Below are 19,725 nucleotides of genomic sequence, written 5' to 3' on the forward strand. Positions count from 1 at the left end.
TTTAGTCCTTTTGGACTAAAAGGTCTTTACATCTTAAAATATATTTTTTTACATTTTCACTTTTATACAAAGCTTCTCTTATACACACACCTGCCAAATTTAAATCTTTTAAGTGTTTTATAGTTTGAGTATTTATGCCACCTATGGCATAAATGGGTATTTTTGAAACTTCTAACAAATCTTTTAAATTCTTAATACCTTTTGGAGCTAAATCAGCCTTACAAGAACTTTCAAATACATGTCCAAAAAAAGCATGACTTACTTTAAGCTTATAAGCTAAATCTAATTCTTCTTTAGAATGGATGGAAGCACCCAAAAGCTCAAATTTTTTATAGCTTTGTAGGCAATTTTGTAAAACAAATAAAGGAGCATGAAAAAATTGATGATTTAATTTTAAACAAACTTCATAATGATAATGCAAAAAGCAAATTTTTTGAGTTTTATTAAAAATTTTTAATACTTCTTTGGCTAATTTAGTGTATTCTAGCTCATCTAAATGTTTTTCTCTAAGCACTAAAGCATCAATACTACTTTGACTTAGTTTTTCAATAAAATTTAAAAAATCTCCTTGGGTATTTTGACTATCGCTAATAGCAATGACCTTTTTATCCCACATAAATACTATCGCTCATTATAGCTTGCAAATTTGCATTTTTTAACATAGATAAAACCTCATTAACACTACGCATATCACTAATTTGAAACTGATCATCGCCTTTTTTATCACCTTGATGCTCACCTACTCCCACGCTCACACCTGCACTCATTTTAGTAGCCCCAAGTTTAATAACTCCGTCTCTAAATCCTGCTCTTTCACGCGTAGAAATCGTAATACCTGCAAAAGGTAAAAACAATCTATAAGCACATAAAACTTGCAAAAGTCTTGTTTCGCTTACATCTTTTGGATGAATTTTTTTATTATTAATAATAGGTCTTAATCTAGGGATAGATAAAGCTATTTCAGCATGAGGGTATTTTTGCTGTAAAAAATACGCATGCAATGCCGTGGCAAAAGCATCTTTTCTAAAATCATCTATACCAAGTAAAGCTCCAAAAGCAACCCCTCTCATACCCGCTTTTAACGCTCGCTCTTGCGCATGAAAGCGATACTCAAATACACTTTTTTCACCTTCAATATGAATTTTAGAATAAGTTTTTTGATTGTAAGTTTCTTGATAAACACTTACATATTCACAACCCTTTTCATGAAGCAGTGCATACTCATCTACATTCATAGGATAAACTTCAATCCCAACGACTTTAAAATACTCTTTTGCTATCTCACAAGCTTTGGCAAGATATTCTACGCTAGCATACTCCCTACCCTCACCTGTTAAGAGTAAAATTTCTTCCAAACCACTTTTTTTAATCTCTTGCATTTCTTTGTGAATTTCAGCCTCATTTAGCTTAGCTCTTTTAATGTTATTTCCTTTTTGAAATCCACAATAAGTACATTTGCTATTGCAAAAATTAGAAAGATATAAAGGTGTAAAAAGCAAAATGGAATTTCCAAAATATTTTTGAGTAATCTTGCTTGATTTTTGCGCCAAATCTTCTATAAAATCTTCCGCTGTGCTTGAAAGCAAGGCTTTTAAATCTTCTAAGTTAAGATAATCTTTAGCTAAAGCTTGTTTTACATCAAAAGCGCTAAATTTACTTTCATCAAAATTTTCAACTTCTTTTAAAACCTTAGTTAAAATTTCACTTTCAATACTTTGCATATGAGGATATTTTTGCATTTTAATCTCTTAAAAAACCACTCAAAGGCGAGCTTGCACTTGGCGTGCTTTCATTTGCTATGCCTGCTAAATACGCATTATATCCTGCCTCTATAGCTAAAGCAAAAGCCTTTGCCATTTTTGATACATCTTTAGCTTGAGCTATGGCAGTATTTGCCATCACTGCACTTACTCCCATTTGCATGGCTTCACAAGCTTGTGCGGGATTTCCTATGCCCGCATCTACTATAATAGGCAAGCTAATTTCATTAAGTAAAATTTGTATAAATTCTTTGGTTTTTAAGCCTTTATTGCTTCCTATAGGAGCTCCAAGAGGCATTATAGCAGCAGCCCCTGCATTAGCCATAGCACGTGCTGCATATAAATCAGGATACATATAAACCAAAGGTGTAAAACCCTCATTTGCTAAAAGTTCTACTGCTTTTATACTTTCATAATTATCCGGTAATAAATATTTACTATCGCTAATTACTTCAACCTTAATCATATCTCCACAACCAAGCTCTCTTGCAAGTCTTGCTATACGCAATGCCTCATTAGCATTTCTTGCACCTGAAGTATTTGGTAAAAGCTTAATATGCTTTGGGATAAAATCAAGTATATTTTCTATGCCTTTATCATTTACCCTACGCAAAGCCAAGGTGATAATCTCAACTTTTGCTTCTTCAATAGCTGATTTTATAAGCTCAAAAGAAAATTTCCCAGAACCTAAAATAAACCTAGAATTAAACTCATATTTTCCTATTTTTAATTTTTCCATTACCCGCTCGCTAAAAGTTCTAAAACTAAATTTGCTTGATGTCCTGCGCAAATATTTACACGCGGCGCCATAAGTCCATTGCCTACCTTTGCCTCGTTTTTTAAATCACCACAAACATAAAAGTTTTTTGCGATTTTTCTTGTTTGTATGCTGTTGCTATCGCCATATCCTGCTAAGCCAGAAGCACAAATTAATGTTTTTTGAGGATAGTGTTGATGAAAATTTTGCGCTAAAAGAGCTTTATATTTTGCACTATCAAAGGCTTCACAAACAATATCATCATTTGTAAAAAGTTCGGCTATATTTTCTTTTTCTATTTTTAAAACTTGTGCAAATACTTCTATAAAAGGATTAATTTTAGCGATTTGATCTTTTAAAGCTTCAGCCTTAAATTTACCCAAATCTTCCACTATATAAGCTTGGCGGTTAAGATTGCTTGGCTCCACCACATCAAAATCAATCAAATGAAGCCTACCAACCCCGCTTCTTGCTAAATTTATAGCTATATGCGAGCCAAGTCCACCAAGTCCACACACTGCCACACTTGCCTTTTTAAGTTTATCATGAAGCTTTGGAGTATGCCTTGCCCTCATCATCGCATCAAGAGCTTCATATGGTGGTAAAGTATTTTTTTCTATACAAAAAAGCTCATCATTTTCTTTTAGCTCCAAACTTTCTTTTGTTGCAAAACCATTGACTATCCATACATCATTTTCATTTTTACTCACACTTTGAAAAAATTCCAAAGTGTTTTTAAAATGCGTGTTTATCATACTACCATTAAATTTAATTCTCATCAACCACCACCTACAAAAGTAACAATCTCTACTTTATCATTTTCTTTTAAAATTAGATTTTCAAATTTATCCCTTGGGATAATTTCTCCGTTTAATTCTAAGGCGATAAATTCTATTTTTAATTGCTTTTCTTTAACATAATCCATAAATCTAAGCTCTTTTAACTCAAGCTTTTGTCCATTGATAATCACGTTTTTTCCTAGTTAAAATTCTCTAATAAATCTTTAAAAACTAAATACAATTTTTCAAGTTCTTCTATACTCACTCTCTCATCAATGGCATGAATTCTATCATTACACACACCAAATTCTACCACTTTCACACCAAACTCAGCAAAATATCTTGCATCACTTGTGCCACCTTTGGTGTTAAGTTCTGGTACTATTTGGGTGATTTTTTGTACGCTCTCATTTAGTTTTTGTACGATTTTAGAATCACTTTGTGTTAAAAAAGGCTTTGAGCTTTGATTTATGCTTAATTCATAATCAAGTCCTTCACAAGTCTTTTCTACATAAGCTTTTACATCTTCTAAGCTAGTTTGTGGAGAATTTCTTACATTAAACATCAATTTTAAATCATTTGGAGTTACATTGCACACTTCCATACCACCACGTATATCAGTAATAACAATTTTAGATGGTGCAAATATCTCATCACCTGGATCAAGATCAAATCCTGCTAAAAATTTCAAAGCAGAAGCAAAATTATGCACAGGATTAATGCATTTTTGCGGGTATGCTACATGACCTTGTTTGCCTTTGATGAGTAATTTTGCATTGATAGAGCCACGACGCCCTATTTTAATACTATCTCCAAATTTTTTATCACAAGTTGGCTCAGCAACCACAGCAAAATCAGGTAACATACCTTTTTCTTGCATAAATTTAAGCACTTCAAGCGTTCCAAATTTAGCCTCGCCTTCTTCATCACTTGTTAAAATCAGCGAAATTCTTCCTTTGAAATTTTCCACTTCCTTAACCGCACACATAAAAGCAGCCACACCACTTTTCATATCTTGCGCACCTCTTACATAAATAAACCCATCTTTTTCTAAAGGCTCAAAAGGATCACTACTCCAACCCTCTCCCGCAGGCACTACATCCACATGCCCACCAAAAGCCAAATGTTCCCCATCATCGCTAAATTTTTTAGTCAGCAAAAGATTTTTTACACCTTCTTTTTCTATAAAAAAAGCTTCAAAATCACTTAACTCCACTGCAATATAATTTAATGCTCCATCATCATCTGGGGTGATGGATTTAAATTTACTCAATTCTTTAAAAATTTCAACTACTTGCATGTTTTATCCTATAAAAGCTTTATACAGCATAGAAAGAGCAAAATACTCTAAAATAAATGCTGAAAAAAGATTAATGTAAAATATATGTTTGTTTTTTACAAAGGCTTTGAATTTAGACACAAAAAACGATAAAGTAAAAATCCAAAACACAATAAAACTCACCAAACCAAAAAGCAAGGCAAAAGAGTTTTTACTCTGCATGCTAAGTCCTGCTACACTTACCCAAAAACCTATAACATAAGGATTTGTAACATTTAAGAAAAATCCTTTACTAAAACCTTTTAAAGGATGAGTTTTATTTACCTTGTTAAGATCGACTTTTCTTGTTTTTCTTAGCATTAAAAATACCATAAAACTCAAAAAGAAAAAGCCAAAAACTGCTAGTATTTTATAAAAAAATTCATTATTTGCAAAGCTTAAAAGCCCAAGATTAATCAAAATCAAAAAAAGTATATCAGCACTTAAAGCACCAAGCCCAATACAAAAAGCATTTTTAAAAGAAGATAAAGCAGTATTTAAGATCAAAATATTTACAGGTCCAAAAGGCACAGATACACCCATGCCTAAAACTATACCTTGTAAGATTACTTCTAGCATTTTACTTCCAAGAAATTTTCTATATCAGTTTTGATTTTATCAATGGCTGTGCAAACATCTTCTATATAAACTTTTGTGAAATTACTTCCTAAATATTTATCCTCATCAAGATTATTTAATATACTTTGCTTACATACACTTGCATACTCTCCCACGGGTAAAACCTGCCCACTTGTGCCTATACATACAAATAAATCACAATTTTGTAATTTTTCATATAAAATTTTATAATTTGGTGCCATTTCTTCAAACATCACGATATTGTGCCTTACACTTTTGCTTTGACATTTAGGACAAATTTTATCATCACTACTTTCATAGCCTATGTTAAAAATATTTTCACACTCTAAACACCTAAGTTCAGGTAAAAAACCATGCAAATGCACCACTTCTTCACAGCCTGCTCGCTCTAATAAATCATCTACATTTTGCGTTAAAATGCTAATTTGTTTTGGAAATTTTTGTTTTAATAAAGCGATGATTTTATGTGCGTGATTTGGCTTAACACTAGCTAGCTCTTTTCTTCTTTTATTATAAAATTCCAAAACTTTTTTAGGATTTTTTCTAAAGCCAGTTGCAGAGCAAACTTCCATCACATCATGCTCTTCCCAAAGTCCACCGCTAGCTCTAAAAGTTTTTATACCACTTGGAGCAGACAAACCTGCCCCACTTAAAATCATCACTTGTTTCATTTAATAAACCTCATTATTGTTTTAAAGGTTTTGCTATAATTTTACTTAAAGCTTAACCACCTTAGCACCAAAACCACCTTGATTAATCGGAGCATCATTAAAGCTTTTTACACTTTTGTGAGCTTTTAAAAACTCTTTTACCGCAAAAGCTAGTTTTCCTGTGCCTATACCATGATAAACCATCACCTCATCAAAACCCACTATCAAAGCATCAGAGATAAATTTATCTAATCTTTCAAGCGCCTCATCACTTCTTAAGCCGTGTAAATCTAAAGTCATATTTAAAGCACTTGGACGGGTTATATTGACACTTGATTTTACCTTTTGTGTAAGGTTTTGATTGCTTTTTTTAAGAAGCTTTAATGGCACACGTAAACTCAAACCATCGCTTTGAATCATCGCATCGTTTTTTGAAATTGCAGTGATTTTACCTTTGATTTTTTCATATTTAACAAAATCCCCTACTCTAAGCTCTTCATTTTGCTCCATACTTGGTAAAACAATACTTTTTTTAAGTTCATTGGCTTTGTTTAAACTTCTTTGTTTTTCTTTGATATCTTTTAGATTTATCGTTTTTTTAGCTTCTTCTATGGCTTTGTGATATTTAAATTCTAAATTAGAAATAAGCTTTTTAAATTCTTGCTCATTTTTTTCTTTTTGATCTTTGAGTGAAAGTAAAATTTCATCTACTTTGGCTTCTTTTTTCTCAAACTCTTCATTTTTCTTACGCAAAGAAAGCTCAAGATTGATATTTTTACTTACCATTTCTTCTAAATTTTCTTTATCTTCTCCATAAAGCTTTTTAGCATTTTGCACTAAATTTGCACTTATGCCATATCTTAAAGCCGTTTCAAATGCATAAGATTTACCTATGGTACCTTTCAAAAACTCATATTTTGGGCGTGATAATTCTTCATCATACAAAGCAGCGATGAGTTCTACTTGTGAATTTTTAGCTAAAAGCATAGCAAGGCGTTTATGATGGGTTGTGATGATGATTTTATTATCTTGTTCTAAAAGCTTAGAAATAAGCTCAGTATATAAACACGCAGCTTCTTCAAAATCTGTCCCAAGCTCTATCTCATCAACCCCTAATAAAACATTTTTCTTACCCAAAAGCTTAGAAAAATGCAACATTCTTCCTGCAAAAGTAGAAATATCATTTTTTACATTTTGTGGATCTTCTAAAATCGCATCAAATTCTTTGAAATTTCCTATTTGGCTTTTTTGTGCATTAATCTTCATAGGAAGCAAATGCTTTGCAAGTAAAGCTGCACTTAAAATTCCTTTTAAAAGCATAGACTTACCACCTGCATTTACACCCGTGATGATTAAAACTTTTTTATTAAACTCTATATTAACACTTTTTGCATTTTTTAAAGCCGGATGTGCGAAGTTATATAAGCTTAAATTATTAGAACTATCAGCTAAAACAAACTCATAATCATGTTTTTTAGCCATCAAAACTCTGGCGCTATAATGATCAAATAAATCAAAAGCATTATTGATAAATTTCAAAAACATCAAATTTTTATAAAAAATCAAACTGATTTTTTTAGCATATTCATAAAAAATTTCTTCTTTAGCATCTTTGATTTCATCAATTTGGCTTTGAATTTTTTCTACACTCAAAGGCACCACATAAAATCCACCACCACTACTTCTACCTATGATTTTTGCTTTTAAGACATGATTAAATCCACCGCGTAAAAGTAAGGCCTCTATACCATTGATAAGATGGATTTGTGTATCGATCAAATATGCACTAAGATTTTTAGTATAGGTGAGTTTTTTAAACTCAGCTACCAAACTTTCTTTTTTCATTTTTAGAGCTAAATTTAGATTAACAAGTCTTTCATCAACACTTTCTTTAATCTCACCCTTTTCATCAAAATACTCAAAAAGTTCTAAAATAGCCTGTGGAATTTCTATTTTTAAAAGCCATTCTTTTAAGCTTTCTTCAAATTTTAAGCCCTTTAAGTATCTAAAATACATACAGATTTTAATAAATTCAAAGCTTTGACTTAAATGCAAAATTCCTTGCTTGCTAAGATGAGTTAAAGCACTATTTAGCTCATCTATCATAGGCGGGGGATTAAAATCAATCAGCGAAAGCTCATTAATCCTTTTATAATGAAGCTTGCTATCACCTTGTAAAAAAATTTCTTTATCTCTTGCAAAAAGTCCTCTAAAGTCTTCTATATAGCCATCTAAATCTAGCTTTTTAAAAAATTGCCCTTGCATTATTTATCTACCTTGCAATCTTTTATATCAAAAACATAGGCTTTAAATTGTTTATTTTTGCCATTTGAAATAAAACTTTGTGTTCCATGCTCAAAGTTAAAATACTCTTTAGTGACATTAATATCTTTACAAATTAGACTTTGTCCTTGTAAAAACGCATTGAGCGTTTCTTTTTTTAAAACCCCGCTTCTTGTGGCACTTAGCTCAAATTTAATCGCAAAAGCAATCATTAAAATCAACACTAAAATCAAAAGATAATTACTAATCTTACCTATTTTTTTACGCAAAAAAATGAAAAAAAGTAAAATCGCAAAAAAAGCTAAGATATATAAAAAAATCTTAAACATACCTTCCCCTGAGCTTTGTGCTTATATCTCCCGCACCAAAGCCAATTACCAAACCATTTTCAATCAACTCATCATCAAGATAAATAGCATTTTCTTCTCTTTTGATTTCTTTTATAAATTTAGCCTTTGGAAAGTATTTTTGCATATTAATCTCTATTTTAGCTTCCCCTGCTGCATACACAGGTAAAATATAAAGCTCATCAACATTTGCTAAAACTTCACTAAAATACTCTATATTTGCACTTAAACGCGTATAACGATGAGGCTCAAAAATAGCTATGATTTTTTCATATCCAGCTAGCTTTGCATACTCATTTGCTGCTTTAAGTGTGGTTTTGATTTCTGTTGGATGATGTCCATAATCATCGATCAAAGCCATATTTTCATTTGCAAATAAAATATCAAATCTTTTTTTAATGCCTTGGTATTTTAAAAGCTTAGTTTTTAGCTCTTCTATATTTATAAATTCACTCGCAGCCAAAATAGCCAAAGCAGCATCCATCGCTACATGCTCACCCATACCAAAAACACTAAATTCACCTAAATCTTTAAGCGTAAAATAGGTTTTTGGCTTAAAATTTTCTACTTTCATATAAATATTTGTGATATCTTTACTTGGGTAAAGTTTTTTAGCGTTATTTAAATTTAAACTTGATAAAAACTCATCTTCAGCATTAATCACTTGAATTTTAGATAAATGCAAAAAGTCCTCATAAGCTTTGTGTAATCTTGCAAGATCATTTCCATAATGATCTAAATGTTCTGCTTCAACATTAGTCACTATAGCTAAATAAGGATTTGAGTTTAAAAAAGAACTATCGCTCTCATCAGCTTCAAAGATGAGATTTTCACTTTCTTTATAAAGCATATTAGTGCCGCTTTCTTTTAACACTGCACCAATAATCACAGAAGCTTCTATCAAGCTTGCTAAAATGCTTGAAGTTGTGCTTTTACCATGAGCTCCCGCAACTGCAAAAACTCTTTTGTCTTTTAAAATCATAGGCAAGGCTTCTTTTCTTGAAAGTGTTGTGATGTTTTGTTTTTTTGCGCTGATTAATTCTTCATTGTCTTCTTTGATAGCAGCTGAATACACCACTAAATCCACATCTTTGACATTGTCTTTATGATGAGGAATTTTTATATTTATGCCTTCTTTTTCTAATTCTTTTGTGATTTTACTTTCTTTGATATCAGAACCACTAATCTTAAAGCCTTGTTCTTTTAAAAATCTCGCCAAAGCTGAAATTCCAATACCACCTATACCTATAAAATGAATTTTTTGCATTCTTGCCTCAAATTTTTTGAAAATTTAAGGCAAAATTTTATCATTTATTTACTAAAAATAAAATATAAAAAATCTTTATAAATAAAATCTAATCACCATTGTTTGATGTTTTAAGATTAATTAGTCTATAATTTAATTGCTTTTGAAATAAATCTTTATAATTTTTTGAAAAATTTTTATGATATAAATCTAACTCAAAAGCCTTATTTGTATCTTTTATACTAGTATTATTTTCAAAATAATAACCATTATTTCCATCATACACTCCATTTTGATCAATCCAAACAAGCTCATTAAAACCAAATTCTAGCTTTTCGTTTTTTATAGGTGCTAATATATCTCTTCCTCCTAAACTTAAATATTTTGTATCACTAAGAGTAAGATTATAAAGCGTTGGAAAAATATCCTTATGCGAACCCACACGATTTTTATCATAATAAATATCATTTTTTAAATACTTTGGAAGATATAAATAAAAAGGTACACTATAAGCAAAAGCTTTTTGGGATTTTATATCCATTTTAATATCTCTAAATCTATGATCACCTGTAGCAGCAATAATAATATTTTCCCCAAAACTACTTTCTTTTATGCGATCTAAAAATTTTCCAAATTCATCATTTGCATACGCATAAGCATTTAAAGCACCTATAGAATCACCGATAATAAATTGATTTAATATCTTTTTATCTAAAGCATTCTCATCGATAAGTTGTGTTTTGCTTTTGTGTATATAAGGTCTATGAGTGGAAATACTAAGAGAAATAACTAGCGTAGGATTTTTAGCATTTTCAAAAATAGAATATATTTTTTTATACATAAACTCATCAGCTATACCGTATTTATGCTTTGTTTTTCTAGCTTGTGGAAAATCTTGCATCAGCGTATTTTCATCTATAATTTCATCTACACCTTGATTTTTAAAATAATTGCCAAGATTATACCAAGAAGCATTACCACTATAAACAAAAACTATTTTATACCCTGCATTCTTGTAAATTTGCAAAGGCGTAAAGGCTAATTTTTCTTTTTGATATAATCCATTTGAAATAATATTTGGACTTAAAAAAACCAAACGATTAAAACTTTCTATGGTATTGTTTGCACTAGATAAAAATCTAATAAAAATAATATCTTGCTCAAAATGTTTTTTTAAATTTCCCAAAAGATTGGTGTTTTCAGTGCTAAACTCAGTTAAATTTAAACCAAAACTTTCCATGATATTAATATAAATATGATTTTTAGCATGATTTTGATGTGTCAAAGTAGTATCAAACATAGGAAAAAGTTTTTCTTCTAGTTGATTAAGCTGTTTTATATCTACGCTTTTAAATTCTTGTTGATTTTTATACTCTTTATATGCCCATGAAAAAGCCATCAAAGGATTTGTAGAAATTTCATTAAAAGCTTTTATGGTGCTAAATACATAACTTGAAGCTCTTAGCGCATTATAAGTAAAATGTCCTCTTAGCGCTACAATATAAGCATAAATTAGTAAAATGTTTAATAAAATAAAAAATACAAATTTTACTTTAATAGTCTCTAATTTTAAGCTAAGAATTTTAATATTAAGATAAAAACAAAATATACTAAAAATTACAGCTAATAACAATGCTTTTATAATGGGATAATCAGAAAAAACTATAGATAATATCGCCTTAGTATTATCATCTTTTAAACCAAAAATAAAAATATCAATTTTGCTTGCATAAAGTTGAAAGTAATAATAATATATAAACGCAGAAATTAAAACAACAGAAGCTATAAAAGCTATATAAAAACTAGAAAAATAAATATAAAATTTAGCGATTACCCCCCCCCATAGCGTGATATTTTCTATCTTTGAAAACCAAACTTATATAAGAAAACAAACCACACAAAAATAGAGGTAAAAAAATAGCACTAAAGGTTCTCATATCATGACCTAATCCATATACATATACCATTAAGCTATTTTCACTTTCATTGGTTAAATTTTTTATCATCAAAAACCTAACTAAAGCAAAAATTCCCATAAAAATAAAACTAAAAGAAAGAATTTGTAATAAAATTTTTCTCATTATACACCTTTAATAATATTTTCTTGTTAAAAAAGATTATTCCTCATAATTTTTTATAAGCTTATCAAAACCCCATAAATTTCTAGCTTCATTTGCTTTACTAACTTCTACTACAAGCATTTCTTCTTGATCGCCAAGTTGTTCTTGCACTTCACCAAAAGCATTGATAAAAAAGCTATCTCCATAAAATTTCCACTCATTTTCTTGCTTTAAATTACCTATACGATTAACTCTTAAAATACTTGTTGAGTTTAAAAAAGCTCTTGTTTTTAAAAGTTCTAGCCATCTTTGATTGCTTTCAAAAGTACTAGCTGTAGGAATGATGACTAAGTCTATCTTTTTTTTCATAATCATTTGCCAAAAGATATCAAAATGTGCTTCAAATCCAAAAAGTAAAGCACATTTTAAGCCCTCATGCGTGAAAGTAAAAAGTTTAAGCTTATCGGTTTTTTTATTGTTAAAAAATTTTTCTTCATTCCAGTGTGTATAAGGCATTAAAATTTGTTGTTCATATGCTTTTACATTTTGTGGGCTTACTTTTAAGCATAGTTTTTTTAAACCATCATTTTCTACACTTATAAAAGGCGCAATGATGTTTAATTCATACTTTTTAGCAAGCTTTATCAAGCTTGCTTTTTTGCTTTGGCTTTGTTCTTTAATCATACTTTTTGGCATGCTCTTAAGCTCACTAAAAAAGCTATTTAAAACATACTCACCTAAAACCACCAAATTCGCGCCACTTTCTTTAGCAGCTTTTAGATAATAATCAAGCCTTGACTCACTCAAAGCCAAAGTGGGGAATTGTAAAGCTACAATACTACTCATCTACTTGCTCGATTTCTAATTTGGCATTTTCAAGCATAGTTCTTGCTTGTTTGATACTTTTTAGACCTTCTTTATAAATTTCTACACAAGTTTTAAGGTCTAAATCTTTATCATTAAGTTTTTCCAAAGAAAGCTCAGCTTGTTTGATATAATCTTCAAATTCCATTAATTACTTACCTTGTAATTTGGTGCTTCAGCTGTGATAGTTACATCATGCACATGGCTTTCTTTTAACCCTGCTGCGGTGATTTCTACAAATTCAGCTCTTTCTTGGAAAGCTTTGATATCCACTGCACCTACATAACCCATAGAAGATCTAAGTCCACCTAAAAGTTGATGAACTACACTTTTTATACTTCCTACATAAGGTACCCTACCTTCAATTCCCTCAGGTACAAGTTTATCTTGAGCTGTACCTTCTTGGAAATATCTATCAGAACTTCCTTTTTGCATAGCACCTAAGCTTCCCATACCACGATAACTCTTATATTGTCTTCCTTGGTAAGTAAATAACTCACCTGGACTCTCATCAGTTCCTGCTAAAAGTGAACCTATCATCACACTACTTGCTCCTGCTGCAATAGCTTTTGCAATATCGCCTGAGTATTTTATACCCCCATCAGCAATTACTGGCACGCCGTATTTACTTGCTTCTATTGCGCATTCATCTATAGCTGAAATTTGAGGTACGCCCACACCCGAAACAATGCGTGTAGTACAAATACTACCAGGTCCTATACCTATCTTAATAGCGTCTGCACCTGCTTCACATAGATCTTTAACCGCTTTTGCACTAGCAACATTTCCTACTATCACATCTACATTAAACTCAGCCTTAATTGCTTTTAATGTATCAATAATACCTTTAGAATGCCCATGCGCACTATCCATTACTATAACATCAACTTCAGCTTCCACTAAAGCCTTTACGCGATCAAGCTGACCCACACCCACAGCCGCAGCCACTCTTAATCTTCCATAAGCATCTTTATTTGAATTTGGATATTCTTTACGTTTTTTTAAATCTTTTATAGTGATTAAGCCTTCTAAGTGGTTATTTTCATCTACAATAGGAAGTTTTTCTACTTTATTAGTAGAGAAAATCCTTTCTGCATCATCTAAAGTAGAGCCCTTTTTAGCAGTGATTAAAGGCATTTTTGTCATTACATTTTCTACTAAATTATCAAAATTAGTTTCAAATCTCAAATCACGATTAGTTAAAATTCCTATTAGGGTTTTATTTTCATCTACCACAGGAACTCCTGAAATTCTATATTCAGCCATGAGCTCTAGCGCTTCTTTAACGCTTGCTTTAGCCCCTATGTAAATAGGATCCATAATCACGCCACTTTCGCTTTTTTTAACTCTTTTTATCTCTCTAACTTGTGAAGCTATATCCATATTTTTATGGATCACCCCTATACCACCAAGTCTTGCCATCATAATAGCTGCTCTATGCTCAGTAACCGTATCCATAGCAGCTGAAATTAAAGGCATATTTAAGGTAATATTTTTTGTAAGTTTTGTTTTGATATCTACTTCTTTAGGTAAAACCTCAGAATATTGAGGAACTAGTAAAACATCTTCAAAAGTCAAAGCGCGTTTGATGATTTTCATAATTTTTCCTTTATTTATTTTTAATAATTTCTTCTAAGCTTAAAGCACCATCTAGCAAAGTTTGTTCATCGTAAGCTTTACAGATAAGCTGCGCAGAGATATTAAGTCCATTTTCATTTTTTCCTACTGGCACGCTAATGCCACCAAGTCCTGCTAAATTCACTGAAATAGTAAATACATCTTCTAAATACATTTGAATAGGGGTTTTAACATCATTAAAGCCAAAAGCAACACTTGGAGCAACTGGCATAAAAATCAAATCACAATCATTTAAAATTTCTTCATATTTTTGCTTGATAAATCTTCTAGCTTTTTGTGCTTTGATATAGTATGCATCATAATACCCACTACTTAAAACAAAGGTTCCTAGTAAAATTCTTCTTTTTACTTCCTCGCCAAAGCCTTCACTTCTGCTATTTACATACATTTGGCTAAGATTATCACATTTTTCGCTTCTTCTTCCATATCTTACACCATCATAACGACTCAAATTTGCACTTGCTTCAGCTGCTGCTATGATATAATAAGCTGCAACATCAAATGTAGAATCCATTAAGTCTTTATAAACAATCTCATGTCCATTTGCTTTTAACATATCTATGGTTTTTAATAAGGCTTGTTTTACATCATCATTGGTTTGTTCTACATAGTTTTTAATCACAGCTATTTTTAGCTTTTTATTTGCATTTAGTTTTGGCGCAGTTGGTTCAAAAGCTATGTTTGCACTTGTGCTATCTTTTTCATCATAACCTGCAATAGCATCATATAAAATCGCAGCATCTTCAACATTTTGCGTTAAAACTCCGATTTGATCAAGGCTTGAAGAATACGCTGCTAAACCATACCTGCTAACTCTTCCATAACTTGGCTTAAACCCAACACAACCACAAAAAGCAGCAGGCTGTCTTACCGAACCACCCGTATCTGAACCCAAACTTGCTAAAGCTATCCCTGCAGCAACTGCAGCAGCACTCCCTCCGCTACTCCCACCTGGGACTTTAGTATTATCAAGTGGATTTAAAGTCTTACCATAAAAAGAAGTCGCACTCGTACTTCCCATAGCAAACTCATCCATATTACATCTTCCAAATGGAGCAAAATTATTTTTGCGTAAATTCACAATAGCACTTGCATCATAAGGAGCCACATAGCCTTGTAAAATTTTAGAACCACAAGTTAATTCCCAATCCTTTACACTAATATTATCTTTTATAGCTACTGGCACACCAGCACCTGAAGTGCTTAAGTCTTTATTTAAAAACTGCTCTACATAAGCACCTAAATGCTTTTGCTGATGTGCTTTTTCATTTAATTCTTTTTTTAGATTTTCTAATTCTTCATTTGAAAATTTCAAAGCTTCTTTTAAAGTTATCATTATTTATCCTTAAATTTTTTAACCAAATAAAACAAAAAAAGCGTGATAAATAAAAAGCCTAATAAAGTAATCACTACCACGCTAAAAGGTAAAGCTTGCTCAAACATTTTTTGCTTTTTCCACGCTATTACATCTTGGACATAAGCATTCTTCTTCTTTTGCTAAAAACTTCCAACATCTTGGACACTTGTGTAATGAAGAACGCACGATTTTAAAACTATGATCATCTATTTTAAACTCACTCAAAGCTTCTTTTTCATCTAAGCTTTCTACCAAGCTCACCATAAACCAATCAGCTACTTCTTCAATATCTTCACTCAAAAGCTCATTTGCGCTTGTTTGTAAGCTTAGTTCTAAAGTTGATTTGATAATTTTATCTTTTTTTAATACATCAACAAGTTCAAAGAATTTTTCTCTTGATTTTATAAATAATTCATCCTCGATTTTATACTCATAATCAAAGCCATTTTTTAACACCAAATCAAACACATCTTTAGCATTTTCTTTAATAGCCACATTTGCATGCTCTAAAGCTTCATCTATAGTATAAGTAAGACTTGGAGCTAAAAGCGTAAAAAGTTTTCTAGCTATTAGCACCATAGCACTTTGCGCACTTACTCTCTTTGTGTCATCTTTTGCATTACAATATAATCTATCTTTACACACATCTAAATAAATTCCACTTAAATCCGCACTTAAGAAATTTAAAAGCACACTAAAGCCCTTTGCAAATTCATATTTTTCAAAAGCAGCTTCACATGCTTCAAAAGCAACTTTCGCACGCATTAAGATCCATTTGTCTAAAAGTGTGAAATTTTTTGTTTCTAAAAATTCCATATCATTAGTATTTGCAAGTAAAAATCTTATAGTATTTCTTATCTTTCTATATTGCTCGCTTACTTGTTTTAAGATATTATCTGAAATTTTTAAGTCCGTTGAATAATCACTAAGCATTATCCAAAGTCTTAAAATTTCTACCCCATAATTTTTAGCTACATTTTGAGGTAAAACCACATTGCCTTTTGATTTACTCATTTTTTGACCTTTCTCATCAACGGTAAAGCCATGAGTAAGTATGTTTTTATATGGGGTTTTGTGATTAATCGCAGTGGAAATTAAAAGTGAGCTTTGAAACCATCCACGGTGCTGATCGCTTCCTTCAAGATACATTGAAGCTTGGTATTCTCCCGCGTCGTATCTAGCCGAGTTTAACACTGCCTCCCAAGTACTACCACTATCAAACCAAACATCTAAAATATCATAAACTTTTTCTAAATTATTTGGATCATATTTGCTATTTGGCGGTAATAAATCTTTTATTTCTAAATCCCACCACGCATCAGCTCCATTTGCTTCAAAAATTCCCACCAAATGATCTAAAACATCATCATCAAAAATCACTTCTTTGGTGTTTTTATCTCTAAAAAACGCTATAGGCACACCCCAATCTCTTTGTCTTGATATACACCAATCAGGGCGATTTTCTATCATAGAACTAAGTCTTTTTACACCACTTTCTGGGTAAAATTTCACATTATTTAACTGTTCTAGCGCTAGCTCTCTTAAAGATTTTCCATCTAGTTTTTTCTCATCCATTAAGATAAACCATTGTTTTGTAGCTCTATAAATAACCGGTTTATGCGTTCTCCAGCAAAATGGATAAGAATGTGTAAATTTAGAACTTTCAAGCAAAGCTTCGCCAAGCAATTCTAAAATACGCTCATTTGCTTTAAAAATATGAAGTCCTATAAATTCGCTTAATAAATGCTCTGGTAAAAGTCCTTTAGCTCTTAGTGTTTCATCATAACACCCACCATCATCTACTGGCATAATCACTTCAATGCCATATTTTAAGCACACATAATAATCATCCTCACCATGTCCTGGTGCAGTATGCACAAGCCCTGTACCACCTTCCATTAAAACATGATCGCCTAAAATAAGAGTGGATTTTCTTTGATTGAGTGGATTAATAGCACTTAAATTTTCAAGTTCAGAACCCAAAAGTTCTTTTTGAATTTTTCCTTGAGTGAAGTTTTTATTGATCATATTTTCAAGTAAGGCTTTAGCAAAAATATAACCTTCTTCAGTGATAACATATTTTTCATTTGGATTTAAAGATATAGCTTGATTTGCTGGCAAAGTCCAAGGTGTGGTAGTCCAAATGACTGCTTTAGCTTTTTTTACACCTAGCTTTTCAAGGGAAGTCTTATCAAGCTCAAAAGCTACAAAAATAGAATAATCTTCTTTATCTTCATACTCTACTTCAGCTTCTGCTAATGCACTCTTAGCAGCCCAGCTCCAAAAAACAGGCTTACTTCTTTCTAGCAAAAGTCCTTTTTTAGCGATTTTACATAAAGCTTTGTAAATATCAGCTTCAAAAGTATTTTTCATAGTCAAGTATGGTTCATCCCAATCAGCAATCACACCCAAAGACTTAAATTCATCTCTTTGGATATTTACAAATTCTCTCGCATGCTCTCTACAAAACTCACGAATTTCTTTTTTGCTTAAATTTTGCTTTTTATCTTTAAGTTTAACTTCAACTTGCTGTTCTATCGGTAAACCATGACAATCCCAACCCGGAGTAAAACGCACTTTTTTACCTTGAAAATAATGCATTTTGATGATGATATCTTTTAAAATTTTATTTAAAGCATGGCCAATATGCAAATGTCCATTAGCATAAGGAGGTCCATCATGCAGAGTAAAACTCTCACTTACCCCTTGTCTTTTTTGTTTTATTTTTTCATAAGCATAGTTATTTTCAAACCACTTGCTAAAACGCTTAGGCTCAAGCTCTGCTAAATTTGCACGCATTGCAAAAGTCGTGTTTGGAAGCAATAGCGTATCTTTATAATCCATATAATCCACCTTGAAAAATTTAAAAATAGTAAATTCTACTTAAAATACTTTTAATTTGCACTTATTTTTTTGTTATAATCGCAAGAAAAAAAGGAAAATCATGAAACATCTTATCATCATTATAGGTAGTGAAATTATTATTAATGAAAATTATATGCATTATATACAAGAAGAATACAAAAAACAATTTTTAGAACTTCATGAGCTAAAATTTATAAACAAACCTGATAAAGAACTTCCTTTTTTACTTGAAAAACTTTCTAAAGAATATGATTATATAACCATTTTTAGCATTAGTGAATACTATGCAACCATAGCTAAAATCATAGCAACCTTAAATGATGATGTTTTAATCTTAGAAAATGATACTTTAGTACCCTCAAAAGCTTTGCGTGAAAAAAATTCCTTTTTAAGCTCTTTTGAAAAATGCTATATTAATTTATTAAACATAAATATAGAGCAAAAATTGCCTTTAATTTTACAAAATCCTGAACTTGATTATGCCTATTTTTGTCTTTTAGATATAGATGAAATGAGTGCAAATATCTTACTTAATACGCTTACTACTTCTTTTGAAATTCGAACTAGCTCAAGTGCATTATTAGATAATCTCATTTGTATTAGAGCAAGCGCTAGTCAGTATGGAAAACTAGAAGGCTTTTTAAAGGGAGTTTTTAAACTTTTTACGGGCAAAGTATTTTTAGGAAATGATCCTATTAAATTTATAGCTAAAAAACTTTTAGAAAAAAACTTAAAAATTTCCTTTGCAGAAAGCTGCACAGCTGGACTTTGCGCTTCAAAATTAGCTGAAAATTCAGGAATTTCTAGCATTTTTGAAGGCTCTTTGGTGACTTATTCTAATCGTTTGAAAAATTCTTGGCTTGGGGTGAGCAATGATACCTTAGAAAGTGTTGGAGAATACTCTGATCGTTGTATTTATTTTATGCTAAAAGGGGTTTTTAAAACTACAAATTGTGATTTTGCTTTAGCGCTTAGTGGGGTAGCTGGAGAAGAAAATGATAAAAATACCAAAGCAGGCACCATCTACATAGGAGCTATGTATAAAGATGGAACCTTTTTACAAGAATGCATTCACATACAAGGCAATAGAAACTACACAAGAGAACAAGCTAGTTTGGCTGCATATTGTTTAATGCTTAGATTAAAACCTGAAATTTTCTTTGGTGTTTAAACAAAAAATGGCGGTTAAAAATACACCCCT

Annotated in this window: 19 protein-coding genes; 1 reads left to right on the plus strand and 18 read right to left on the minus strand. The window is 31.2% G+C overall.

The features are described 5' to 3' along the window. Window position 1: 1 nt before the first annotated feature. The 18 genes from L8U00_RS06895 to ileS form a co-directional block, all read right to left on the minus strand. Window positions 2–616 (minus strand): thiamine phosphate synthase, encoded by a 615-nt coding sequence (locus L8U00_RS06895; protein ID WP_263709002.1) that lies wholly within the window; start codon window positions 614–616, stop codon window positions 2–4. Continuing rightward, on the minus strand, window positions 606–1,739 hold the full coding sequence (gene thiH / locus L8U00_RS06900) for a 2-iminoacetate synthase ThiH (RefSeq protein WP_263709003.1): 1,134 nt from the start codon (window positions 1,737–1,739) through the stop codon (window positions 606–608). Before thiH ends, L8U00_RS06895 begins: the two co-directional genes overlap by 11 nt. 1 nt (window position 1,740) lies before the next feature. After that, window positions 1,741–2,499, minus strand: a complete 759-nt coding sequence (locus tag L8U00_RS06905) for a thiazole synthase (protein WP_263679635.1) — start codon at window positions 2,497–2,499, stop codon at window positions 1,741–1,743. After that, the gene (gene thiF, locus L8U00_RS06910; RefSeq protein ID WP_263709004.1) at window positions 2,499–3,299 is read right to left on the minus strand and encodes a thiamine biosynthesis protein ThiF; all 801 of its coding nucleotides are present in this window, start codon (window positions 3,297–3,299) and stop codon (window positions 2,499–2,501) included. Before thiF ends, L8U00_RS06905 begins: the two co-directional genes overlap by 1 nt. Continuing rightward, on the minus strand, window positions 3,296–3,487 hold the full coding sequence (gene thiS, locus L8U00_RS06915) for a sulfur carrier protein ThiS (RefSeq protein ID WP_066006795.1): 192 nt from the start codon (window positions 3,485–3,487) through the stop codon (window positions 3,296–3,298). The genes thiF and thiS overlap by 4 nt, the downstream gene beginning before the upstream one ends. A gap of 8 nt (window positions 3,488–3,495) precedes the next feature. After that, entirely contained in the window at window positions 3,496–4,596 is a 1,101-nt protein-coding gene (gene dapE / locus L8U00_RS06920) for a succinyl-diaminopimelate desuccinylase (protein ID WP_263709005.1), read from the minus strand. A gap of 3 nt (window positions 4,597–4,599) precedes the next feature. Then, on the minus strand, window positions 4,600–5,193 hold the full coding sequence (locus L8U00_RS06925) for a LysE family translocator (RefSeq protein ID WP_263709006.1): 594 nt from the start codon (window positions 5,191–5,193) through the stop codon (window positions 4,600–4,602). Beyond that, window positions 5,187–5,885, minus strand: coding sequence for an SIR2 family NAD-dependent protein deacylase (locus L8U00_RS06930; protein WP_263709007.1), 699 nt, complete (start codon window positions 5,883–5,885; stop codon window positions 5,187–5,189). Before L8U00_RS06930 ends, L8U00_RS06925 begins: the two co-directional genes overlap by 7 nt. Before the next feature lie 45 nt (window positions 5,886–5,930). Beyond that, window positions 5,931–8,129, minus strand: a complete 2,199-nt coding sequence (locus tag L8U00_RS06935) for an endonuclease MutS2 (RefSeq protein WP_263709008.1) — start codon at window positions 8,127–8,129, stop codon at window positions 5,931–5,933. Next, the gene (locus tag L8U00_RS06940; RefSeq protein ID WP_214100544.1) at window positions 8,129–8,476 is read right to left on the minus strand and encodes a hypothetical protein; all 348 of its coding nucleotides are present in this window, start codon (window positions 8,474–8,476) and stop codon (window positions 8,129–8,131) included. The genes L8U00_RS06935 and L8U00_RS06940 overlap by 1 nt, the downstream gene beginning before the upstream one ends. Continuing rightward, window positions 8,469–9,761: a UDP-N-acetylmuramate--L-alanine ligase gene (gene murC / locus L8U00_RS06945; protein ID WP_263709009.1), complete on the minus strand. Its 1,293-nt coding sequence runs from the start codon at window positions 9,759–9,761 to the stop codon at window positions 8,469–8,471. Before murC ends, L8U00_RS06940 begins: the two co-directional genes overlap by 8 nt. Before the next feature lie 88 nt (window positions 9,762–9,849). Then, on the minus strand, window positions 9,850–11,373 hold the full coding sequence (locus L8U00_RS06950; RefSeq protein ID WP_263709010.1) for an LTA synthase family protein: 1,524 nt from the start codon (window positions 11,371–11,373) through the stop codon (window positions 9,850–9,852). A gap of 190 nt (window positions 11,374–11,563) precedes the next feature. After that, window positions 11,564–11,821, minus strand: coding sequence for a hypothetical protein (locus tag L8U00_RS06955; protein ID WP_087684776.1), 258 nt, complete (start codon window positions 11,819–11,821; stop codon window positions 11,564–11,566). A 36-nt stretch (window positions 11,822–11,857) separates the two neighbouring features. Next, window positions 11,858–12,646 carry a carbon-nitrogen hydrolase family protein gene (locus tag L8U00_RS06960; RefSeq protein WP_263709012.1) on the minus strand — a complete coding sequence of 263 codons (789 nt, stop codon included), beginning with the start codon at window positions 12,644–12,646 and terminating at the stop codon, window positions 11,858–11,860. Further along, window positions 12,639–12,812 (minus strand): exodeoxyribonuclease VII small subunit, encoded by a 174-nt coding sequence (gene xseB, locus L8U00_RS06965; protein ID WP_263664220.1) that lies wholly within the window; start codon window positions 12,810–12,812, stop codon window positions 12,639–12,641. Before xseB ends, L8U00_RS06960 begins: the two co-directional genes overlap by 8 nt. Beyond that, complete coding sequence (gene guaB, locus L8U00_RS06970) at window positions 12,812–14,263, minus strand: IMP dehydrogenase (RefSeq protein ID WP_263709013.1); 1,452 nt, start codon at window positions 14,261–14,263, stop codon at window positions 12,812–12,814. Before guaB ends, xseB begins: the two co-directional genes overlap by 1 nt. A 10-nt stretch (window positions 14,264–14,273) precedes the next feature. After that, window positions 14,274–15,638: an Asp-tRNA(Asn)/Glu-tRNA(Gln) amidotransferase subunit GatA gene (gatA, locus tag L8U00_RS06975; RefSeq protein ID WP_263709014.1), complete on the minus strand. Its 1,365-nt coding sequence runs from the start codon at window positions 15,636–15,638 to the stop codon at window positions 14,274–14,276. Window positions 15,639–15,737: 99 nt separating this feature from the next. Continuing rightward, window positions 15,738–18,503 carry an isoleucine--tRNA ligase gene (ileS, locus tag L8U00_RS06980; protein WP_263709015.1) on the minus strand — a complete coding sequence of 922 codons (2,766 nt, stop codon included), beginning with the start codon at window positions 18,501–18,503 and terminating at the stop codon, window positions 15,738–15,740. A gap of 100 nt (window positions 18,504–18,603) precedes the next feature. On the opposite strand from ileS, the gene L8U00_RS06985 reads away from it, so the two are divergent. Next, on the plus strand, window positions 18,604–19,695 hold the full coding sequence (locus L8U00_RS06985; protein ID WP_263709016.1) for a CinA family protein: 1,092 nt from the start codon (window positions 18,604–18,606) through the stop codon (window positions 19,693–19,695). Window positions 19,696–19,725: the final 30 nt, after the last annotated feature.

Origin of the sequence: Campylobacter sp. IFREMER_LSEM_CL2256 (assembly GCF_025771645.1) — a bacterium.
Classification (GTDB): domain Bacteria; phylum Campylobacterota; class Campylobacteria; order Campylobacterales; family Campylobacteraceae; genus Campylobacter_D.

Coding starts and splice junctions, on each gene's coding strand:
- L8U00_RS06895 (WP_263709002.1), bottom strand. CDS start 616: ATGTGGGATAAAAAGGTCATTGCTATTAGCGATAGTCAAAATACCCAA.
- thiH (WP_263709003.1), bottom strand. CDS start 1,739: ATGCAAAAATATCCTCATATGCAAAGTATTGAAAGTGAAATTTTAACT.
- L8U00_RS06905 (WP_263679635.1), bottom strand. CDS start 2,499: ATGGAAAAATTAAAAATAGGAAAATATGAGTTTAATTCTAGGTTTATT.
- dapE (WP_263709005.1), bottom strand. CDS start 4,596: ATGCAAGTAGTTGAAATTTTTAAAGAATTGAGTAAATTTAAATCCATC.
- L8U00_RS06925 (WP_263709006.1), bottom strand. CDS start 5,193: ATGCTAGAAGTAATCTTACAAGGTATAGTTTTAGGCATGGGTGTATCT.
- L8U00_RS06930 (WP_263709007.1), bottom strand. CDS start 5,885: ATGAAACAAGTGATGATTTTAAGTGGGGCAGGTTTGTCTGCTCCAAGT.
- L8U00_RS06935 (WP_263709008.1), bottom strand. CDS start 8,129: ATGCAAGGGCAATTTTTTAAAAAGCTAGATTTAGATGGCTATATAGAA.
- L8U00_RS06940 (WP_214100544.1), bottom strand. CDS start 8,476: ATGTTTAAGATTTTTTTATATATCTTAGCTTTTTTTGCGATTTTACTT.
- murC (WP_263709009.1), bottom strand. CDS start 9,761: ATGCAAAAAATTCATTTTATAGGTATAGGTGGTATTGGAATTTCAGCT.
- L8U00_RS06955 (WP_087684776.1), bottom strand. CDS start 11,821: ATGAGAAAAATTTTATTACAAATTCTTTCTTTTAGTTTTATTTTTATG.
- L8U00_RS06960 (WP_263709012.1), bottom strand. CDS start 12,646: ATGAGTAGTATTGTAGCTTTACAATTCCCCACTTTGGCTTTGAGTGAG.
- xseB (WP_263664220.1), bottom strand. CDS start 12,812: ATGGAATTTGAAGATTATATCAAACAAGCTGAGCTTTCTTTGGAAAAA.
- guaB (WP_263709013.1), bottom strand. CDS start 14,263: ATGAAAATCATCAAACGCGCTTTGACTTTTGAAGATGTTTTACTAGTT.
- gatA (WP_263709014.1), bottom strand. CDS start 15,638: ATGATAACTTTAAAAGAAGCTTTGAAATTTTCAAATGAAGAATTAGAA.
- ileS (WP_263709015.1), bottom strand. CDS start 18,503: ATGGATTATAAAGATACGCTATTGCTTCCAAACACGACTTTTGCAATG.
- L8U00_RS06985 (WP_263709016.1), top strand. CDS start 18,604: ATGAAACATCTTATCATCATTATAGGTAGTGAAATTATTATTAATGAA.